This is a genomic window from Curtobacterium sp. Csp1, assembly GCF_013347185.1.
In genome coordinates this window covers 2629611-2645078 of sequence record NZ_CP054594.1, presented here as the reverse complement: position 1 = coordinate 2645078, position 15468 = coordinate 2629611, and the positions used below count along the sequence as shown (strand labels likewise).

Genomic DNA, 15468 nt, shown 5'->3' with positions numbered 1-15468 from the left:
CCGTCTGCATGACCCCCGGTGTACTCGCGCCGCCGGGACGGTGTCCGGGAGCGCGGGGTACTCGACGGGTCCCCTCCCGTGGGCGCGGTCGCCCCACGCGAGCACGGGACGGACGGGAGGCACGGCGCCGGTCCGGCACCGTGCCTCCCGTCCGGTCCGTCCCCGGCCGGGTGCCGGGCCGGTCCGCGTGGCCCGGACTGCGCGACTCGGCCTGCGCGACCCGGCCCGCGCAGCCCGGCCCGCGCGACCGAGCCTGCGTCAGCCCTGCGCGGACCGGCCCGTGCCGCGCGCTCAGCGCGGGCCGGCCTGCTCCGCGATCCGCGCGACCGTCTCGGCGTCCAGCGCGAACGCGAGCGGATCCGCGTCCGGCTGGGGAACGCGCACCGGGGTGGACCACACCGAGCCGTCCGGCGCGACGTCCACGATGAGTGCACCGGCGGCGACGTGGGCGGACTCCTCGTCGTACGGACCGACGACGTCGGTGTCGTTCGCCACCCCGGGGGCGACGAGCACGGGGATCCCGCCGAGCGACCCGACGGCGTGGTGGTGCTGGTGTCCGCCGAGGACGACCCGGACGTCCGAGCCGTCGAGCACCTCCGCGAGGTCCTCCGGGTTCTGCAGGCGGAGCGCCTCGTGCAGGAGCGTCGGCGACGGCACCGGCGGGTGGTGCAGCACGACGACCGTGCCGTGCGCCGTGGGCTCGCCGGTCAGCGCGGTCCGGAGCCGCTCGAGCGCCGTTTCGTCGAGGTGTCCGTAGCCGGCGCCGGGGACGCTCGTGTCGACGGTGACGATGCGGAAGCCGTGCACGGTGGACTGTCCGGAGACCGGGACCTCCGGCGGGGTGTGCTCCATCGTGTGCGCGAGCGGCCGGCCGCCCTCGCCGAGGACGTGCCCGTTCGCCAGGACCTGACGGAAGCCCTCGCGCAGGTCGTGGTTGCCCGGGACCGCGACGAACGCCGCGCCGTGCCGCTCCGCCCAGGCGCCGACGCGCTCCCGAACGGTCCGGTAGGACTCCGGGCTGCCGTCCTCCGACACGTCGCCGGACACGACGACGAGCCCGACGCCCGGGACACCGTCCACGTGGGCGAGCACGGCGTCGAGCGCCGCGGTGGTGTCGACGGACCCCTGGTGGAGTGCACCGTCGCCGGTCAGGTGCGTGTCGGAGAGGTGGAGGATGCGGAGCGACCCCGCGGCTGGCTGCTGCATGGCGCCACGCTAGCGGCGTCGCGCATCGACGATCTGAACGGCGCGTTAGCGTTGCCTGGTGACCGACGACCCGATCGACCTGCGCTCCGACACCGTCACCCGACCGACCCCGGCGATGCGCTCCGCGATGGCCGGCGCCGAGGTCGGCGACGACGTCTTCGGCGAGGACCCGGAGACGAACGCCCTCGAGCGCGAGGTCGCCGACCTGCTCGGGCACGAGGCGGGACTCTTCACCCCGACCGGCTCCCTGGCGAACCAGCTCGGGCTGCGGTTGCACGTCGCCCCGGGCGAGGAGCTGCTCGCCGACGTCCGCGCCCACGTCGTGCGGGCCGAGCTCGGCGCCGCCGCGGTGTTCTCCGGCATCACGACGCGCACGTGGGCCTCGGAGCGCGGACGACTCGTGGCCGCGGCGGTCGAGACGATCGCGGAGCCGGACGCCGGCGCCTACTCGGTGTCGACGACGGCCATCGCGGTCGAGAACACCCACAACTTCGGTGGCGGCACCGTGCAGCCCCTCGACCAGGTCCGGGCCGTGCAGGCGTACGCGCGGGAGCACGGCATCGCGGTGCACCTCGACGGCGCCCGGCTGTGGAACGCGCACGTGGCGTCGGGCACCCCGCTCCGCGAGCTCGCGGCCGGCTTCGACACGGTGTCGGTCTGCCTGTCGAAGGGCCTCGGTGCCCCGGTCGGCTCGGTGCTCGTCGGCTCCCGGGAGCACGTCGCAGCCGCGCGGGTCTGGCGGAAGCGGTACGGCGCGGGGATGCGGCAGACCGGGTTCCTCGCCGCCGCGGGTCGGTACGCCGTCCGGCACCACGTCGACCGGCTCACCGAGGACCACGCGAACGCCCGGGTGCTCGCCGCGGCGCTCGACGTCGACCCGGCGACCGTCGACACGAACATCGTGTTCGCGGAGGTCGCCGACCCGGGGGCGTTCGTCGCCGGGGCCGCGGAGCGGGGCGTCCGGGTGATGCAGCTCGGACCGCGGGCCGTCCGGCTCGTGACGCACCTGGACGTCAGCGCCGAGGACGCCGCCCGCGCCGCCGAGGTCCTGGCCGCGCTCCCCCGCTGACCGGCGCTGGCGCTCGCGGGCTCCGGCGATCGCGAAACGCAACGTCGGCGGGTTCTCGCAGCGGTACTTCGCTGCGAGAACCCGCCGACGTTGCGTCTTGCGGGAGGGAGCTTGATCGGACGTCTCGCGACATCCCCGGCTCCGTCGACGCGTTGGCGCAGCGCGCTCCTTGCCCGAGAGCGCACCCCTGCCCCATCACCCTCGCCAACGATCTCATACAGACATAGGATGTCTGTATGACCTCGACCGACGATCAGCACCGCGTCGACCCGGCGACCGGGGCTCCGGCACCGACGCCGGGAACCCCGTCGACGAACCGGGTCCGGGTCCGGCGGCAGCTGCCGAGCGTCCGCGACCTGGCGCCGCTGATGCAGTTCAAGAAGCCCGCGCTCCCGGGGCGACAGCAGCGGCTCGAGTCCGCGCTGACGATCTGGGACCTCCGCCGGATCGCCGCGCGCCGCACCCCGAAGGCCGCGTTCGACTACACCGAGGGCGCGGCGGAGGCGGAGATCTCCCTCGCCCGCGCCCGGCAGGCGTTCGAGGACATCGAGTTCACCCCGGCGATCCTGCGCGACGTCTCGAAGGTCGACACCTCCCGCGAGGTGCTCGGCGCGCCGACCGCCCTGCCGCTCGGGATCGCGCCGACGGGCTTCACGCGGATGATGCAGACCGAGGGTGAACGCGCCGGCGCCCGGGCAGCCGGGCGGGCGGGGATCCCGTTCTCGCTGTCGACGATGGGCACCACCGCGATCGAGGACGTCCGTGACGCGAACCCGCACGGCCGCAACTGGTTCCAGCTCTACATGTGGAAGGACCGCGACAAGAGCATGGCGCTCGTCGACCGGGCCGCGAAGGCCGGCTTCGACACGCTGCTCGTCACGGTCGACGTCCCGGTCGCGGGCGCACGGCTGCGAGACAAACGCAACGGGTTCTCGATCCCGCCACAGCTCGGCGTGAAGACCATCGTCAACGCGATCCCCCGGCCGTGGTGGTGGTTCGACTTCCTCACCACCGAGCCGCTCGCGTTCGCCTCGCTCGACCGGTGGTCGGGCACGGTCGGCGAGCTGCTGGACCACATGTTCGACCCGACGGTCACCTACGAGGACCTCGCGTGGATCCGGGACCAGTGGCCGGGCAAGGTCGTCGTGAAGGGCGTGCAGTCCCTCGCAGACGCGAAGCGCCTGGCGTCGATGGGCGTCGACGGCATAACGCTGTCGAACCACGGCGGTCGGCAGCTCGACCGCGCCCCCGTCCCGTTCCACCTGCTGCCGTCCGTCGTGCGCGAGGTGGGCGGGGACACCGAGGTGCACCTCGACACGGGCATCATGTCCGGCGCCGACATCGTCGCCGCCGTCGCGCTCGGTGCACGCTTCACCATGGTGGGTCGTGCCTACCTGTACGGGCTGATGGCGGGCGGCGAGGCCGGTGTCGACCGGATGATCCAGATCCTCTCCGAGCAGATCGAGCGGACCATGCGCCTGCTCGGCGTCACCACGCTCGACGAGCTCGAGCCCGGTCACGTCACCCAGCTGCAGCGACTGGCCCCGGTCCGGCGCTGATCCGTCGCGGACGCGACCACCCCATGGACGGGAGGCACGGTGACAGCTGGCACCGTGCCTCCCGTCCGGTCCGTGGTCGCGTCAGCGCGTTCCGAAGGGCGCGCGCTTCCCCTCGCCCCAGGCCCACTGCAGCAGGGCGAGCCCGGACTCGTTCGTCACCGCGAGCTTCACGTGCGACCCGGTGCCCTGCAGTTCCTCGAGGCTGTAGGTGTCACCGGTGCGCAGCCCCGGCCAGAACACGGCGCCGAGGTGCCGCTCGCGGACGATCGTCGTGACCGTCTGCAGGAAGGCCACCGAGTTGTCCGCGTCGGCGTTGCCGGTCGTCGCGGAACCGCGGTAGTCGATCCCGGTGGTCATCGGGACCCCGAACTCGTCGAGGACGGTGCGGGCGCTGCACGCCTGGTCGCCGAGTCGGCTCTCGAAGTCGGCGGCCCAGCCCGCGTCGTCGTGCGTGCCCCAGAACCCGTAGAAGTGCTGCGACACGTAGGTCCCGGCGAGTGCCGGCGCGGCGCAGACCGCGTCGACGTGGTCGTTGTAGCCGGTGCCGCTGACGAACACGCGGTCGCGCGGGATCCCACGGGCCGTGTAGCGGTCGACCCAGTCGGTGGCCACCTGGATCCAGTCGGCGGGTGCGTAGCCGAACGGCTCGTTCATCGGCTCGAAGTACACGCCGGCGTCACCGCGGTAGGTGCTCGTCAGCGTGTCCCACATGGCGGTCCAGGCGGCGGGGTCGTCGACCTTGCCGTCCTTGCTGGCGTCACTGCTCTCCCAGTAGCCGAGGACGACCTTGACGCCCTGGTGCCGGGCGGCGTCGATCGCCCCCTTGTAGGACGTCCACCACGCCGTGCCGACGGAGTACGGGTTGACGGGCAGGCGGACGGTGTCGGCGCCGAGGTCCTTCCGGAACTCGCGGACGATCCGCTCCGAGGTCTTGTACACGGTGCGGTAGTCGTCCGACGTCGAGAGCCCCGAGGGGACGACGGGCCCGTTCACGTAGTTGTCCCGCGGGTCGGCCCAGTTGACGCCGTGGAACTGCGTCGGGTCGAGCGCGGGGGTCGGGCCCGGGCGGTGGTGGGTCGGCGCCGCGGCGGTCGGGACCGGGGCGGCGGTCGCGGTGCCGGGGACGGCGAGGGCGAGGGCGGTGGCGCCGGCGACGACGGCGAGCGTGCCGACGAGGCGGCGTCGGCGTGGGGTGGTCGAGGTGTGCATGGGTCCTCCCTGACTGCATCGTTGCAGCGGCACGACGACGTCGTCGTGCCGGTCGTCGGCGCTCCCGCGTGCCCCCTGGCACGCTCATGGCAACGTCAACACGCAAGCAGCGTGGCACTGCGCGGGCGCGGTGTCAACGGGTGCTTGGGCGGCGCGGCGGTCAGGCTGCGGGGACCGGCTGGGCGGCCGGCAGCGGGAACGCCATCGGGTCGGCGCGGACGGTGTCGAGCGCCAGCGCCAGCGCCCCGAGCACGACGACGTCGCCACCCAGCCGGGAGGCCACGACCTCCGGCGTCGGGTCGTACTCCCACGCCGCGAGGTGCGCCCGTGCCCGGTCGATCACCGGCTCGACGGCGTCCGCGATCGCCCCGGCCACGACCACCCGGTCGATGTCGAGCAGGCTCGCGAGCAGCACGCAGACCCGCGCCAGACGATCCCCCAGCGAGTCGACGATCCCGACCGCGACCGCGTCGCCGAGCGCGGCGGCGGTCAGGACGGCCGCGGCATCGGGCTCCTCGTCGCCGCCGAGGAGCGAGGACGCGCCGACACGGCCCGCCGCCCGCGCCTGCCGAACAAGCGTGCGTGCGGTGCGACCGATGCCGTCGGAGGACGCCACACCGTCGACCAGGTCGAGCACCCGGAGCTCGCCGGCACCACCGCGCGCCCCGCGCAGCAGGACCCCGTCGACGACGAGCCCGGCGCCGAAGCGCTCACCGGACAGCAGCGCCGCGAACGAGGCGTCGCCGGAGGACGGCCGTTCGGCGAGGGCCGCCGCGTTCGCGTCGTTCTCGACGACCACGACACCGTGCGGCACGACGTCGGCGAAGCCCGGGTTCATCCGGTTCCAGAACCCGCCGTCGTCCGGCGAGGCACCCGAGGCGTCGACGGGCGCGGGGATGCCGATCACGGTCACGAGCACGCGCGTCGGGTCGACCCCGGCGTCGGCGAGCGCCCGGGACACGGTGTCGGCCGTGACGCCGAGGCGGACCGGGACCTCGAGGCCGGCATCGCCGAGTGCGCCCTCGGCCCGTGCGAGCACCGTCCCGCGCAGGTCCGCGACGAGCGCCGTGACGCGGTGCTGCCCGGCGTCGACCCCGACGACCACCCCGGCTCCCGCGTCGAGTTCGTAGCGGCGGGCGGGTCGGCCCTTCCGGTACTCCTCCCCCGCGGCCCGGGCGTCGTCGAGGTCTCGGAGCCACCCGAGCCGGACGAGCTCGGCGCACGCGGCGAGGACGGTCGAGCGGGTCAGGCCGGTGGCGTCGATGGCCTCGGTCGCGGTGAACGCGGCGGCGTCGAACGCGGACGCCAGGACCGTCTCGGCGCTGGTCGCACGAGCGGGCTCACGGCGTCGGGACATGCGCTGACCCTACCGCGGGGAACATTGCTTGCGCGATTAGATTTTCTGAGTAGATTAAGTGTCGCGAGCCGGCACCGACGCCGGTCCGCTGACCGGGACGGCAGGGACGCCGGGTCCGGACGGACGGAGACGACGTGCGACCACACGCCACCACCAGGGACACCGCCGCACTCAGCCGCCGCGGGTTCCTCCTCGGGGCCGGCGGCATCGGCGCGGGCCTGACACTCGCCGCGTGCGCCCCGCTCGGCGGTTCGAGCAGCCGACCCGAGACGATCACCTTCTACGTGTCGAAGCCCGAGGTCATCGGCTACTTCGACGACGTCATCGCGAAGTTCCACGACAGCCAGTCGAAGATCCGCGTGGTCCGCGACTCGACGTCGAACATGTCCGCGAACTTCGTCCGGAACCGGCCGCCGGACCTCGGGTGCCTGAACTACAACTACGCGATGGTCTCGTTCGTCGAGCACGGCGCCCTGACGGACCTGTCGGACCTGCCCGAGAAGGACACGATCAACCCGGACCTGTGGCCGCTCATGCAGCAGACGGCCGACTACCCGGGCCGCACCAGCGTGCTGCCCTACTCGGTGACGGCGGCGTCCGTGATCTACAACAAGCGGATCTTCGCCGACCAGGGGCTCGAGGTGCCGACCACGTGGTCGGCGTTCCGCGACGTGTGCGAGCGGCTCGTCCGCGCCGGCATCACCCCGATGTACGGCACGTACAAGGACAACTGGACGAACGCCCAGGGCATGTTCGACTACTCGGTCGGCGGCATGCTCGACCTGCAGCAGACCTTCGCCGCGCTCGACCGCGAGGGAATCCGGGTCGGCAAGGGCTCCCGTGTCTCGTTCGAGAAGGACTTCGCGGCGCCCGTGGACCGCATGGTGGACCTGCTCCAGTGGCACCAGAAGGGCGCCGCGAGCCGCGGGTACGGTGACGGGAACCTGGCGTTCGCGCAGGGGAAGGCCGCGATGTACCTGCAGGGACCGTGGGCGCTCGGCGAGATCGCGAAGTCGAACAAGGACGTCGAGCTCGGCACCTTCCCGTTCCCCGCGACCGACGACGCCGCGGACAACAAGGTGCGCGTGAACGTCGACCTGGGGCTCTGGATCCCGGAGGCGTCGCGCAAGCAGGAGGCCGCGCGCGAGTTCCTGTCGTTCCTGATGAGCCCGGCGGTCAGCGACCGGTACAACGCCGACAACAACGGCTTCGGCGTCCGCAAGGACTCCCCACCGGTGTCGAACCCCGCTCTCCGTGGCATGCAGGACTCGTACGACCGCGCCGCCTTCTCCCTCGGCGCCTCGCAGCTCATCCCCGCCGAGATCCCGGTGGCGAACTACCTGCAGTCCATCGCCTTCGGCGGTGCCCCCGCTCCGCAACTCCGCACCCTCGACGGCGACTGGGCGCGGCTCGCGCTCCGCACGGCCGCGTAAGGAGACGACCTTGGCCACCACGACCACCGAAGCGATCACGACGGCGGACCGCCGCCGACGGGGCGGAGCCGCACCGCGCCTCCAGGCCGGCAGCCGCGGACGCCGGAAGCGCATCGAGCCGCTGTTCCTCGTCTTCCTCGTCCCCACCCTGGTGCTCTTCACGCTCGCCATCACGCTGCCGGCGGTGATGGGCATCGTGCTGAGCTTCACGGACTCCGTCGGGTTCGGCGAGTTCCGGTTCACCGGACTCACCAACTACGTCGCCGTGTTCTCCGACCCGGCGATCCTGCAGGCGTACCTGTTCACGATCGGGTTCTCGCTCGTCACCGTCCTCGTCGTCAACGCGATCGCGTTCCTGCTCGCCATCGCGCTGACGTCGAAGGTGCGCGGGAAGATCGCGCTCCGGGCGGTGTTCGTCCTGCCGATGGTGATCTCGGGCATCGTCATCGCCTACGTGTTCTCGTTCCTGTTCGCGAACTCGCTGCCAGCGCTCGCCACCGCACTGGGCTTCGCGCCGCTCGAGCAGAGCATCCTCGCGAACCCGGACCTGGCGTGGGTCGCGATCGTGGTCGTCACCGCGTGGCAGGCGATCCCGTCGACGCTCCTCATCTACATCGCCGGGGTGCTGTCGATCCCCGGCGAGGTGTACGAGGCCGCCGCCCTGGACGGGGCGAGCTCCTGGCGGCAGCTCGTGTCGATCACGGCCCCGCTGACGGCGGGCTACATCCTGATCAACCTCGTGATCGGGTTCAAGAACTTCCTCAACTCCTACGACATCATCGTCGGCCTGACCGACGGCGGCCCCGGTACCGCGACGACCAGCGTCGCGATGTCGATCTTCAAGGGCTTCAGCAGTGGCGACTACGCCTACCAGATGGCGAACGCGACGATCTTCTTCGTCATCGCGGTCGTGATCGCCGTGATCCAGCTGCGGGCGACCCGCGGGAAGGCAGCGCTCTGATGACCATGCAGGCACCCCTCCGACCGGGCACCACCGCGACCGGGTCGATCCGCTCCGTGGACGCCGACCGCACCGCCGGACGACGCGGCGGCGGCCGTGGCGACCGCGCCAACTGGCCGGTGACGATCGTCCTCGTGCTGTGCGCACTGTCCGTCCTCGTCCCGCTGTACGTCACGGTGACGATGGCGTTCAAGACCACGAGCCAGGCCGTCGACGGCAACGCGTTCTCGCTGCCGGCGCCGTTCAGCGTCGACGGGTTCGTCCAGGCGTGGGAGCTCACCGACTTCCCGCGGGCGTTCGGCGTCTCGGTGCTCATCGCCGCGATCACCGTCGCCGGGACGATCCTGCTCGCGTCCTTCACCGCGTACGCCATCGCCCGGAACTGGGAGCGCCGGCTGTTCCGCTGGTCGTTCTTCTACCTGCTCGCCGCGATGTTCCTGCCGTTCCCGGTCCTCGCACTGTCGCAGGTGAAGCTCACCGGGCTGGCGCACCTGGACAACCCGCTCGGCGTCGCGATCCTGCACGTCATGTTCCAGCTGTCCTTCAGCGTGCTGCTGTTCACCGCGTTCCTGCGGTCGATCCCGGCCGAACTGGAGGAGAGTGCACGCATCGACGGCGCGACCACGGGACAGGTGTTCTGGCGACTGGTGTTCCCGCTCCTCGCACCGATGAGCGCCACCGTCGGCATCTTCGCGTTCCTCGCGTCCTGGAACGACTTCGTGATGCCGTCGCTGATCACCTCCGACCCGGCGCTGCAGACCCTGCCGGTGCTGCAGCAGATGTTCCAGACCCAGTTCAGCAACAACTACAACGTGTCGTTCGCCTCGTACCTGATGGCGATGGCGCCGGCGATCATCGTCTACCTCGTCACCCAGCGGTGGGTGATGGCCGGGGTGACGCAGGGCGCCATCAAGTGACCGAGCCGAGCACCGCCACGACCACGACCCCCACTCCCACTCCCACTCCCACGAACGACGGAAGGCCCGACGTGACCGACACCCTCGCCCAGCCCGCTGCGACCACCACCGACGAGACGTGGTGGCGTCAGGCGAGCGTCTACCAGGTCTACCCGCGTTCGTTCGCCGACGCGGACGGCGACGGCATCGGCGACCTGCCCGGTGCGACGAGCCGCGTGCCGTACCTGGCCTCGCTCGGCATCGAGGCGGTCTGGCTCAGCCCGTTCTACCCGTCCGCCCTCGCCGACGGCGGCTACGACGTCGACGACTACCGCGACGTCGACCCGCGGCTCGGCACGCTCGCGGACTTCGACGACATGGTCGCGGCGCTGCACGGCGCCGGCATCCGCGTGATCGTGGACATCGTGCCGAACCACACGAGCGACCGGCACGCCTGGTTCCGCGAGGCCCTCGCGGCACCGAAGGGCAGCCCGGAGCGGGACCGCTACGTCTTCCGCGACGGCACCGGCCCGGACGGGCAGGAGCCGCCGGCCGACTGGGTGTCGATCTTCGGCGGCCCCGCGTGGACCGCGGTCGGCGACGGTCAGTGGTACCTGCACAACTTCGCGAAGGAGCAGCCTGACCTGAACTGGGCGAACCGCGAAGTCCGCGACGACTTCCTGCACACCCTGCGCTTCTGGTCCGACCGCGGGGTCGACGGCTTCCGCATCGACGTCGCCCACGGTCTCGCGAAGGACCTGCCGGCCGGCGAACTGCCCACGTGGGCCGAGGTGCTCGCGAGCCCGAAGGACGGCGCGCACATCCTCTGGGACCGCGACGACGTGCACGAGATCTACGCCGAGTGGCGCCGGGTCTTCGACGAGTACACCCCCGCCCGCACCGCGGTCGCCGAGGCCTGGGTCGCCGCCGACCGCCGCGCCCGGTACGCCTCCGCCGAGGGACTCGGGCAGGCCTTCAACTTCGACCTGCTCGAGGCCGACTTCGACGCGCAGCAGTTCCGGACGATCATCGAGTTCAACCTCGGGCTCGCCGAGCAGTCCGGCTCGTCGACGACGTGGGTGTTCTCGAACCACGACGTCGTCCGGCACGCCACCCGGTACGCGCTCCCGGCCCGCAACGGCGCCGAGGAGAAGCAGGGCGCCGCGTGGCTGCTCGCCGGCGGCCGGCAGGAGGACCTCGACCGCGCCCTCGGGCTCCGGCGCGCGCAGGCGGCGACGCTCCTGGAGCTCGCGCTGCCCGGCTCGGCGTACCTGTACCAGGGCGAGGAGCTCGGCCTGCACGAGGTCGGCGACATCCCCGACGCCGAACGACAGGACCCGGCGTTCTTCCGGAACCCGGGCGTCGACGTCGGCCGCGACGGCTGCCGCGTGCCGATCCCGTGGACCCGCTCGGGGCCGTCCTTCGGCTTCGGCACGGGCGGTTCGCACCTGCCGCAGCCGGCCTGGTTCGCCGACTCGTCGGTCGAGGCCGAGGACGCCGACCCGGACTCGACGCTCAACCTGTACCGGAAGGCCCTCGGCCTGCGCGGCCAGCTCCAGTCCGAGGAGCACCTCGAGTGGATCGAGACCGGCCGCGACGACGTGCTCGCGTTCCGTCGCCCGAACGGGTGGACGAGCGTGACGGTGTTCGGTGACGAGCCGTTCGCACTCCCCACCGGCGAGCTCCTGCTCGCCTCCGCGCCGGTGGCAGACGGCGCCCTGTCGGGTGTGGGGACCGCCTGGTTGCGTTCCTGACGGGACCAGCAGGCGGACGGGAGGCACGGTGCAGGCAGGCACCGTGCCTCCCGTCCGTCCCGGGGTCGCGTCCCGCACCCGGCGTGCCGTGCCGATCCGCGCGTGGGGTGCCGATCCGCGCGTGGGGTGTCGATCCGCGCGCGGGATGGCGATCCGCGCATGGGAGGTCGCCCCTTCCGACCCGCCATGCGCGGATCCGCCTCCCACGTCACCCGTGATGGGACAGATCGCTCAGGACGAGCTCACCGGCCCCGCGATCTCCCGGAGCGCGGCGAGGTGCGCCTGCCACGCGAGACGACCCGCCCGCGTCAGGGTCAGCGACGTCCGCGGGGTCCTGCCGACGTGCGCCTTGCCCACCGTGACGTACCCGGCCGCCTCGAGCGCGCTGGCCTGCTTGCTCAGCGCGGAGTCGGTGACCTCGAGCGCGTCCCGGACCTCGCGGAACGAGAGCGTCCCGGCCCGGTCGAGCGCTGCGACGACCGAGAACCGCACCGGGTTCTGCAGCAGGTCGTCGAGTCGGTGTCGCGGGTGCGAGCTGCTCATCCGCGGGACTCCCACGCGGCGCAGGCGAGCGACACGACGAGGACGAGACCGGACGTGACCGCCGACCACAGCACCGAGCCGTGCGCCCAGCCCACGACGGCGATCGCGGCGCAGTAGGTCAGCCCCCACGCGGCGACGTAGGTGATCCACCGCCGGCCGCGGGCGAAGGCGGCACGACCACGGATCGCGGCGCTGAACCACAGGACGAGCGCGAGCACGACGACGATCGTGCCGACGTACGCCGCCGCGAAGGCACGGCCCGCTGACATCCCCATCGCGAAGGTCCCGAGGGACGTCGTCGCGCCGAGGGCGACGATGAAGGCGACGTACGGCCACCGGACGGCGTCGTGCGTGCGACGGGCGAGACGGTCGGCGTGCGCGAGGAGCGCGCGGGCCTCGGACGGTTGCGGATCGGACATGGTTCCCCCTCTGGTCCCTCCCCACCCCGGGAAGTGTTCCCATCATGGCAACTACTTTCCAATGTGGCAAGTACCGGTACCCGGCGACCCCCGCCCCACCGTCGGTAGGGTCGGCACCATGAGCGGGGCGGACATCAGCGTGCAGGACTTCGTGATGCGCTTCGGCGACCGCGACGTGGTCGACGGCCTGTCCTTCGACGTGGCACCCGGCGAGACGTTCGGCCTGCTCGGCAGCAACGGCTCGGGCAAGACCACCACGATCCGGGCCCTGCTCGGCATCACGACCCCGACCGCCGGCACCCTGACGGTCGACGGCGTCCCGTACCGACCGGCGACCGGCGGCATCGGCTACCTGCCCGAGGAGCGCGGGCTCTACCGCAAGGAGTCCGTCATCGACGTGATGACGTACTTCGGCATGCTCCGGGGCCTGCGCCGTCCCGAGGCGACCGCGTGGAGCACCGCCTACCTGGAGCGCGTCGGGCTCGCGGACCGTGCGAAGCTCCGCGTGGACAAGCTCAGCGGTGGGCAACAGCAGAAGGTGCAGCTCGGCATCACGATCATGGACCGCCCGCGCCTGCTCATCCTCGACGAGCCGACGAAGGGTCTCGACCCGGTCAACCGCCGGCTGCTCCTCGACCTGGTCGCCGAGCGGAAGGCCGACGGCGCCACGGTCGTGCTCGTGACGCACCACATGGACGAGGTCGAGCGGCTGTGCGACCGGATCCTCCTGCTCAAGGACGGACGTGCCGCCGCGTACGGCAGCATCCCCGAGGTGCAGGACGCCTTCGGTGGTGCGGTGGCACACGTGACGCTCGACGGCAGCGTGCCGAAGTCGCCGCTGTACCGGGTGGTCCGGCACGAGGGGCACGTGGCGTACCTCGCCCTGACCGACGCCGCCGCGCCGGACGGATCGGACGTCCTCGCCGCGCTCGTGTCCGCCGGGGTGCACGTGACCGGGTTCACGATGCGGCGGATCCCCCTCGACGAGATCTTCGTGCAGGTCTACGGCCACGACGCCGGGCACGACGACCTGCCCGCCACGAGCGAGCACGAGGAGACCAGCACCAGCACCGGCACCGGCACCGGCGCGAGCGGGGCAGCCGCGTGAGCCGCCTGGGGACGGTCGTCCGGTTCGAGTTCGTCCGCGCCGTCAAGAAGCCCGCGTTCTGGATCGGCACGCTCGCCCTCCCCCTGGTCGTGGTCGTCGTGTCGCTGCTCGTCGGGGTCGGCCAGGCCGCGGGTGCGGACTCGGTCAGCTCGAGCTCCTCGGCCGCGAAGACCCCGTTCCACTACGTCGACCGCTCGGGGCTCGTCGACCGCTCGGTCGCGGCGAGGTGGGGCGGCTCACCGTCCACCGACCCCGAGGCCGACCGGGCGGCTGTCCGTGCGGGGCGGCTCGACCTGTTCGTCGTCTACCCCAGGACCCCGTCGAGCACCCCGATCCACATCGAGGCCGCCGACCGCGGGCTCTTCGAGAACGGCGGGTACTCGACCCTGGCCGAGCGGGTCCTCGAGCAGAGCGTCGCCGCGTCGGTGGACGACCCGGAGTCGGTGTCGATCCTGCGCTCACCGCCGGACACCGACCTCCGCACCTGGTCGGACGGACACGTCGCGCCCGGCTGGCTGTCGATCGTGCCGCCCTTCCTGTACGTCGCGGCGTTCTTCGGCATCGTCGTGCTGCTCGCCACCCGCATGGTCACGGTGGTGGTCGAGGAGAAGGAGAACCGCATCTCCGAGATGATCCTGACGACGGTCACGGCGGGTGAGCTGATCCGCGGCAAGGTCGTCGCGATGCTGCTCGTCGGCTTCGTGCAGGTCGGGGTGTTCGTCGTGCCGGGCCTCGCCGTCGCGCTCGTCGGCCTGCCGCTCGTGGCCGCGCGACTCGGTGGCCTGACGGTGGACCCGTGGCGGATGGTCGTCGGCGCGCTGCTGCTCGTCGGCGGGGTCCTGCTCGCGTCCGGGTTGTTCGTGGCGGTCGGCGCCGCGGTCCCGTCGATCAAGGATGCCTCGACGCTGCAGTCCGCGGCGATCTTCGCGCTGATCATCCCGCTGTACGCCGCGTTCTTCGTGATGACCACCCCGGGGTCCCCGATCGCGGCGTTCTTCACCTACTTCCCGACCTTCACCCCGATCACCGCGATGGTCCGGAACGCCGTCGGGACGCTCACCCTCACCGAGTCCGTGGCGTGCATCGTCGAGGTGTTCGCCACCGCGGCGCTCCTGCTCTGGTTCGCCGAGTACCTGTTCCGCCACTCCATCGCCCAGTACGGCTCGAAGGTCACGCTGCGGCAGATCGCCGCCTGGCGGCGTCGCCGCACCCCGCGCACCGGTCGCTGACCGTCCCGTGGCCGGGTCGACGACGGCCTGGAGGCGCGGGGCGGGCCCGCCACGCGCCTCCAGGCCGTCGCCGGGCGCGCTCGTCTACCGGACCGCGACCTCGTCGAGGTCCCAGGCCGCGGTCTCCTGCTCCCGCCACCCGAGCCGCAGGGTGCGCACCGACCGGTCGTACTCGACCAGCACGTCCAGGTAGGGCCGCACGAGCATCTGGATCTGCAGTCCCTCGTAGACTGCCAGGAGCTGGGTCGCCGCTCGGTGCGCGGGGATCCCGAGTCGCTCGGTGCCCGCGCGCACGTCGGCCTCGAGGCCGCGCGTGAGCTCCTCGACGAACTCCTCGAAGCGCTTGCGGAACAGCTCCGCGAAGTCGCCGTCCGCGGCCGCGATCGTCAGGACGCCTGCCATCAGCCGGACGAGGCCGGGGTCGGCGACGTCCTCGGCCAGGGTCGTCCGGACGTGGTCGACCGTCGTCGCCGGGGTCGAGCGCCCGGTCCCCCGGAGCTGGATCCACCGGTCGTAGGTCACGAGCAGCAGGCCGTCCCACGACGGGAACAGGCGGTCGACGTCCTCGGGCGTCACCCCGCAGGTGTCCGCGACGACGACCGCGTCGACCATCTCGAAGGCGTACAGCCGGAAGGCGCGGATCGCACCGCGCACGATGCGTTCAGCGAGTGCCTCCTCGTCGACGAGGTGCACGTCGGGGACCGTCATCCGGACATTCCACAGGA

The 15468-nt window shown here is 72.3% G+C and carries 14 protein-coding genes; 8 read left to right on the top strand and 6 right to left on the bottom strand.

Features of this window, described 5'->3' with window-relative positions; translation table 11 throughout:
- Positions 1-291: 291 nt before the first annotated feature.
- A complete protein-coding gene (locus tag HUN58_RS12630) occupies positions 292-1206 on the bottom strand; it encodes a metallophosphoesterase (protein WP_180224855.1) in 915 nt (304 codons plus the stop codon).
- A 58-nt stretch (positions 1207-1264) separates the two neighbouring features.
- On the opposite strand from HUN58_RS12630, the gene HUN58_RS12625 reads away from it, so the two are divergent.
- Positions 1265-2275 (top strand): low specificity L-threonine aldolase, encoded by a 1011-nt coding sequence (locus HUN58_RS12625; RefSeq protein WP_180224854.1) that lies wholly within the window; start codon positions 1265-1267, stop codon positions 2273-2275.
- A gap of 368 nt (positions 2276-2643) precedes the next feature.
- Positions 2644-3834 (top strand): alpha-hydroxy acid oxidase, encoded by a 1191-nt coding sequence (locus HUN58_RS12620; RefSeq protein WP_208745735.1) that lies wholly within the window; start codon positions 2644-2646, stop codon positions 3832-3834.
- Positions 3835-3915: 81 nt separating this feature from the next.
- On the opposite strand, the gene HUN58_RS12615 is transcribed toward HUN58_RS12620, so the two are convergent.
- A complete protein-coding gene (locus HUN58_RS12615) occupies positions 3916-5043 on the bottom strand; it encodes a glycoside hydrolase family 5 protein (protein WP_180224852.1) in 1128 nt (375 codons plus the stop codon).
- A gap of 160 nt (positions 5044-5203) precedes the next feature.
- Positions 5204-6400: an ROK family protein gene (locus HUN58_RS12610; protein WP_180224851.1), complete on the bottom strand. Its 1197-nt coding sequence runs from the start codon at positions 6398-6400 to the stop codon at positions 5204-5206.
- Positions 6401-6534: 134 nt separating this feature from the next.
- Here HUN58_RS12610 and HUN58_RS12605 point away from each other — a divergent pair, with 134 nt between their 5' ends.
- The 4 genes from HUN58_RS12605 to HUN58_RS12590 all read left to right on the top strand — a co-directional run bounded on the left by HUN58_RS12605 (position 6535) and on the right by HUN58_RS12590 (position 11444).
- Positions 6535-7833 (top strand): ABC transporter substrate-binding protein, encoded by a 1299-nt coding sequence (locus HUN58_RS12605; protein WP_180224850.1) that lies wholly within the window; start codon positions 6535-6537, stop codon positions 7831-7833.
- Positions 7834-7843: 10 nt separating this feature from the next.
- Positions 7844-8794, top strand: coding sequence for a carbohydrate ABC transporter permease (locus tag HUN58_RS12600; RefSeq protein WP_229666660.1), 951 nt, complete (start codon positions 7844-7846; stop codon positions 8792-8794).
- Complete coding sequence (locus HUN58_RS12595; RefSeq protein WP_180224849.1) at positions 8794-9711, top strand: carbohydrate ABC transporter permease; 918 nt, start codon at positions 8794-8796, stop codon at positions 9709-9711. Before HUN58_RS12600 ends, HUN58_RS12595 begins: the two co-directional genes overlap by 1 nt.
- Positions 9712-9782: 71 nt before the next feature.
- Positions 9783-11444, top strand: coding sequence for a glycoside hydrolase family 13 protein (locus HUN58_RS12590; protein ID WP_254631486.1), 1662 nt, complete (start codon positions 9783-9785; stop codon positions 11442-11444).
- A gap of 231 nt (positions 11445-11675) precedes the next feature.
- On the opposite strand, the gene HUN58_RS12585 is transcribed toward HUN58_RS12590, so the two are convergent.
- On the bottom strand, positions 11676-11987 hold the full coding sequence (locus HUN58_RS12585; RefSeq protein WP_058742312.1) for a transcriptional regulator: 312 nt from the start codon (positions 11985-11987) through the stop codon (positions 11676-11678).
- Positions 11984-12406: a hypothetical protein gene (locus HUN58_RS12580; protein ID WP_058742313.1), complete on the bottom strand. Its 423-nt coding sequence runs from the start codon at positions 12404-12406 to the stop codon at positions 11984-11986. Before HUN58_RS12580 ends, HUN58_RS12585 begins: the two co-directional genes overlap by 4 nt.
- Before the next feature lie 118 nt (positions 12407-12524).
- Here HUN58_RS12580 and HUN58_RS12575 point away from each other — a divergent pair, with 118 nt between their 5' ends.
- Both HUN58_RS12575 and HUN58_RS12570 read left to right on the top strand, forming a co-directional pair.
- Entirely contained in the window at positions 12525-13514 is a 990-nt protein-coding gene (locus HUN58_RS12575; RefSeq protein ID WP_254631485.1) for an ABC transporter ATP-binding protein, read from the top strand.
- Positions 13511-14743: an ABC transporter permease gene (locus tag HUN58_RS12570; RefSeq protein ID WP_114849815.1), complete on the top strand. Its 1233-nt coding sequence runs from the start codon at positions 13511-13513 to the stop codon at positions 14741-14743. Before HUN58_RS12575 ends, HUN58_RS12570 begins: the two co-directional genes overlap by 4 nt.
- 84 nt (positions 14744-14827) lie before the next feature.
- On the opposite strand, the gene HUN58_RS12565 is transcribed toward HUN58_RS12570, so the two are convergent.
- Positions 14828-15451: a TetR/AcrR family transcriptional regulator gene (locus HUN58_RS12565; protein ID WP_180224847.1), complete on the bottom strand. Its 624-nt coding sequence runs from the start codon at positions 15449-15451 to the stop codon at positions 14828-14830.
- Positions 15452-15468: the final 17 nt, after the last annotated feature.

What these genes read in the sequence shown, in the direction of transcription:
- HUN58_RS12610 (WP_180224851.1), bottom strand. Translation starts at nt 6,400, where the DNA reads ATGTCCCGACGCCGTGAGCCCGCTCGTGCGACCAGCGCCGAGACGGTC.
- HUN58_RS12595 (WP_180224849.1), top strand. Translation starts at nt 8,794, where the DNA reads ATGACCATGCAGGCACCCCTCCGACCGGGCACCACCGCGACCGGGTCG.
- HUN58_RS12565 (WP_180224847.1), bottom strand. Translation starts at nt 15,451, where the DNA reads ATGACGGTCCCCGACGTGCACCTCGTCGACGAGGAGGCACTCGCTGAA.
- HUN58_RS12580 (WP_058742313.1), bottom strand. Translation starts at nt 12,406, where the DNA reads ATGTCCGATCCGCAACCGTCCGAGGCCCGCGCGCTCCTCGCGCACGCC.
- HUN58_RS12630 (WP_180224855.1), bottom strand. Translation starts at nt 1,206, where the DNA reads ATGCAGCAGCCAGCCGCGGGGTCGCTCCGCATCCTCCACCTCTCCGAC.
- HUN58_RS12620 (WP_208745735.1), top strand. Translation starts at nt 2,644, where the DNA reads ATGCAGTTCAAGAAGCCCGCGCTCCCGGGGCGACAGCAGCGGCTCGAG.
- HUN58_RS12585 (WP_058742312.1), bottom strand. Translation starts at nt 11,987, where the DNA reads ATGAGCAGCTCGCACCCGCGACACCGACTCGACGACCTGCTGCAGAAC.
- HUN58_RS12575 (WP_254631485.1), top strand. Translation starts at nt 12,525, where the DNA reads ATGAGCGGGGCGGACATCAGCGTGCAGGACTTCGTGATGCGCTTCGGC.
- HUN58_RS12615 (WP_180224852.1), bottom strand. Translation starts at nt 5,043, where the DNA reads ATGCACACCTCGACCACCCCACGCCGACGCCGCCTCGTCGGCACGCTC.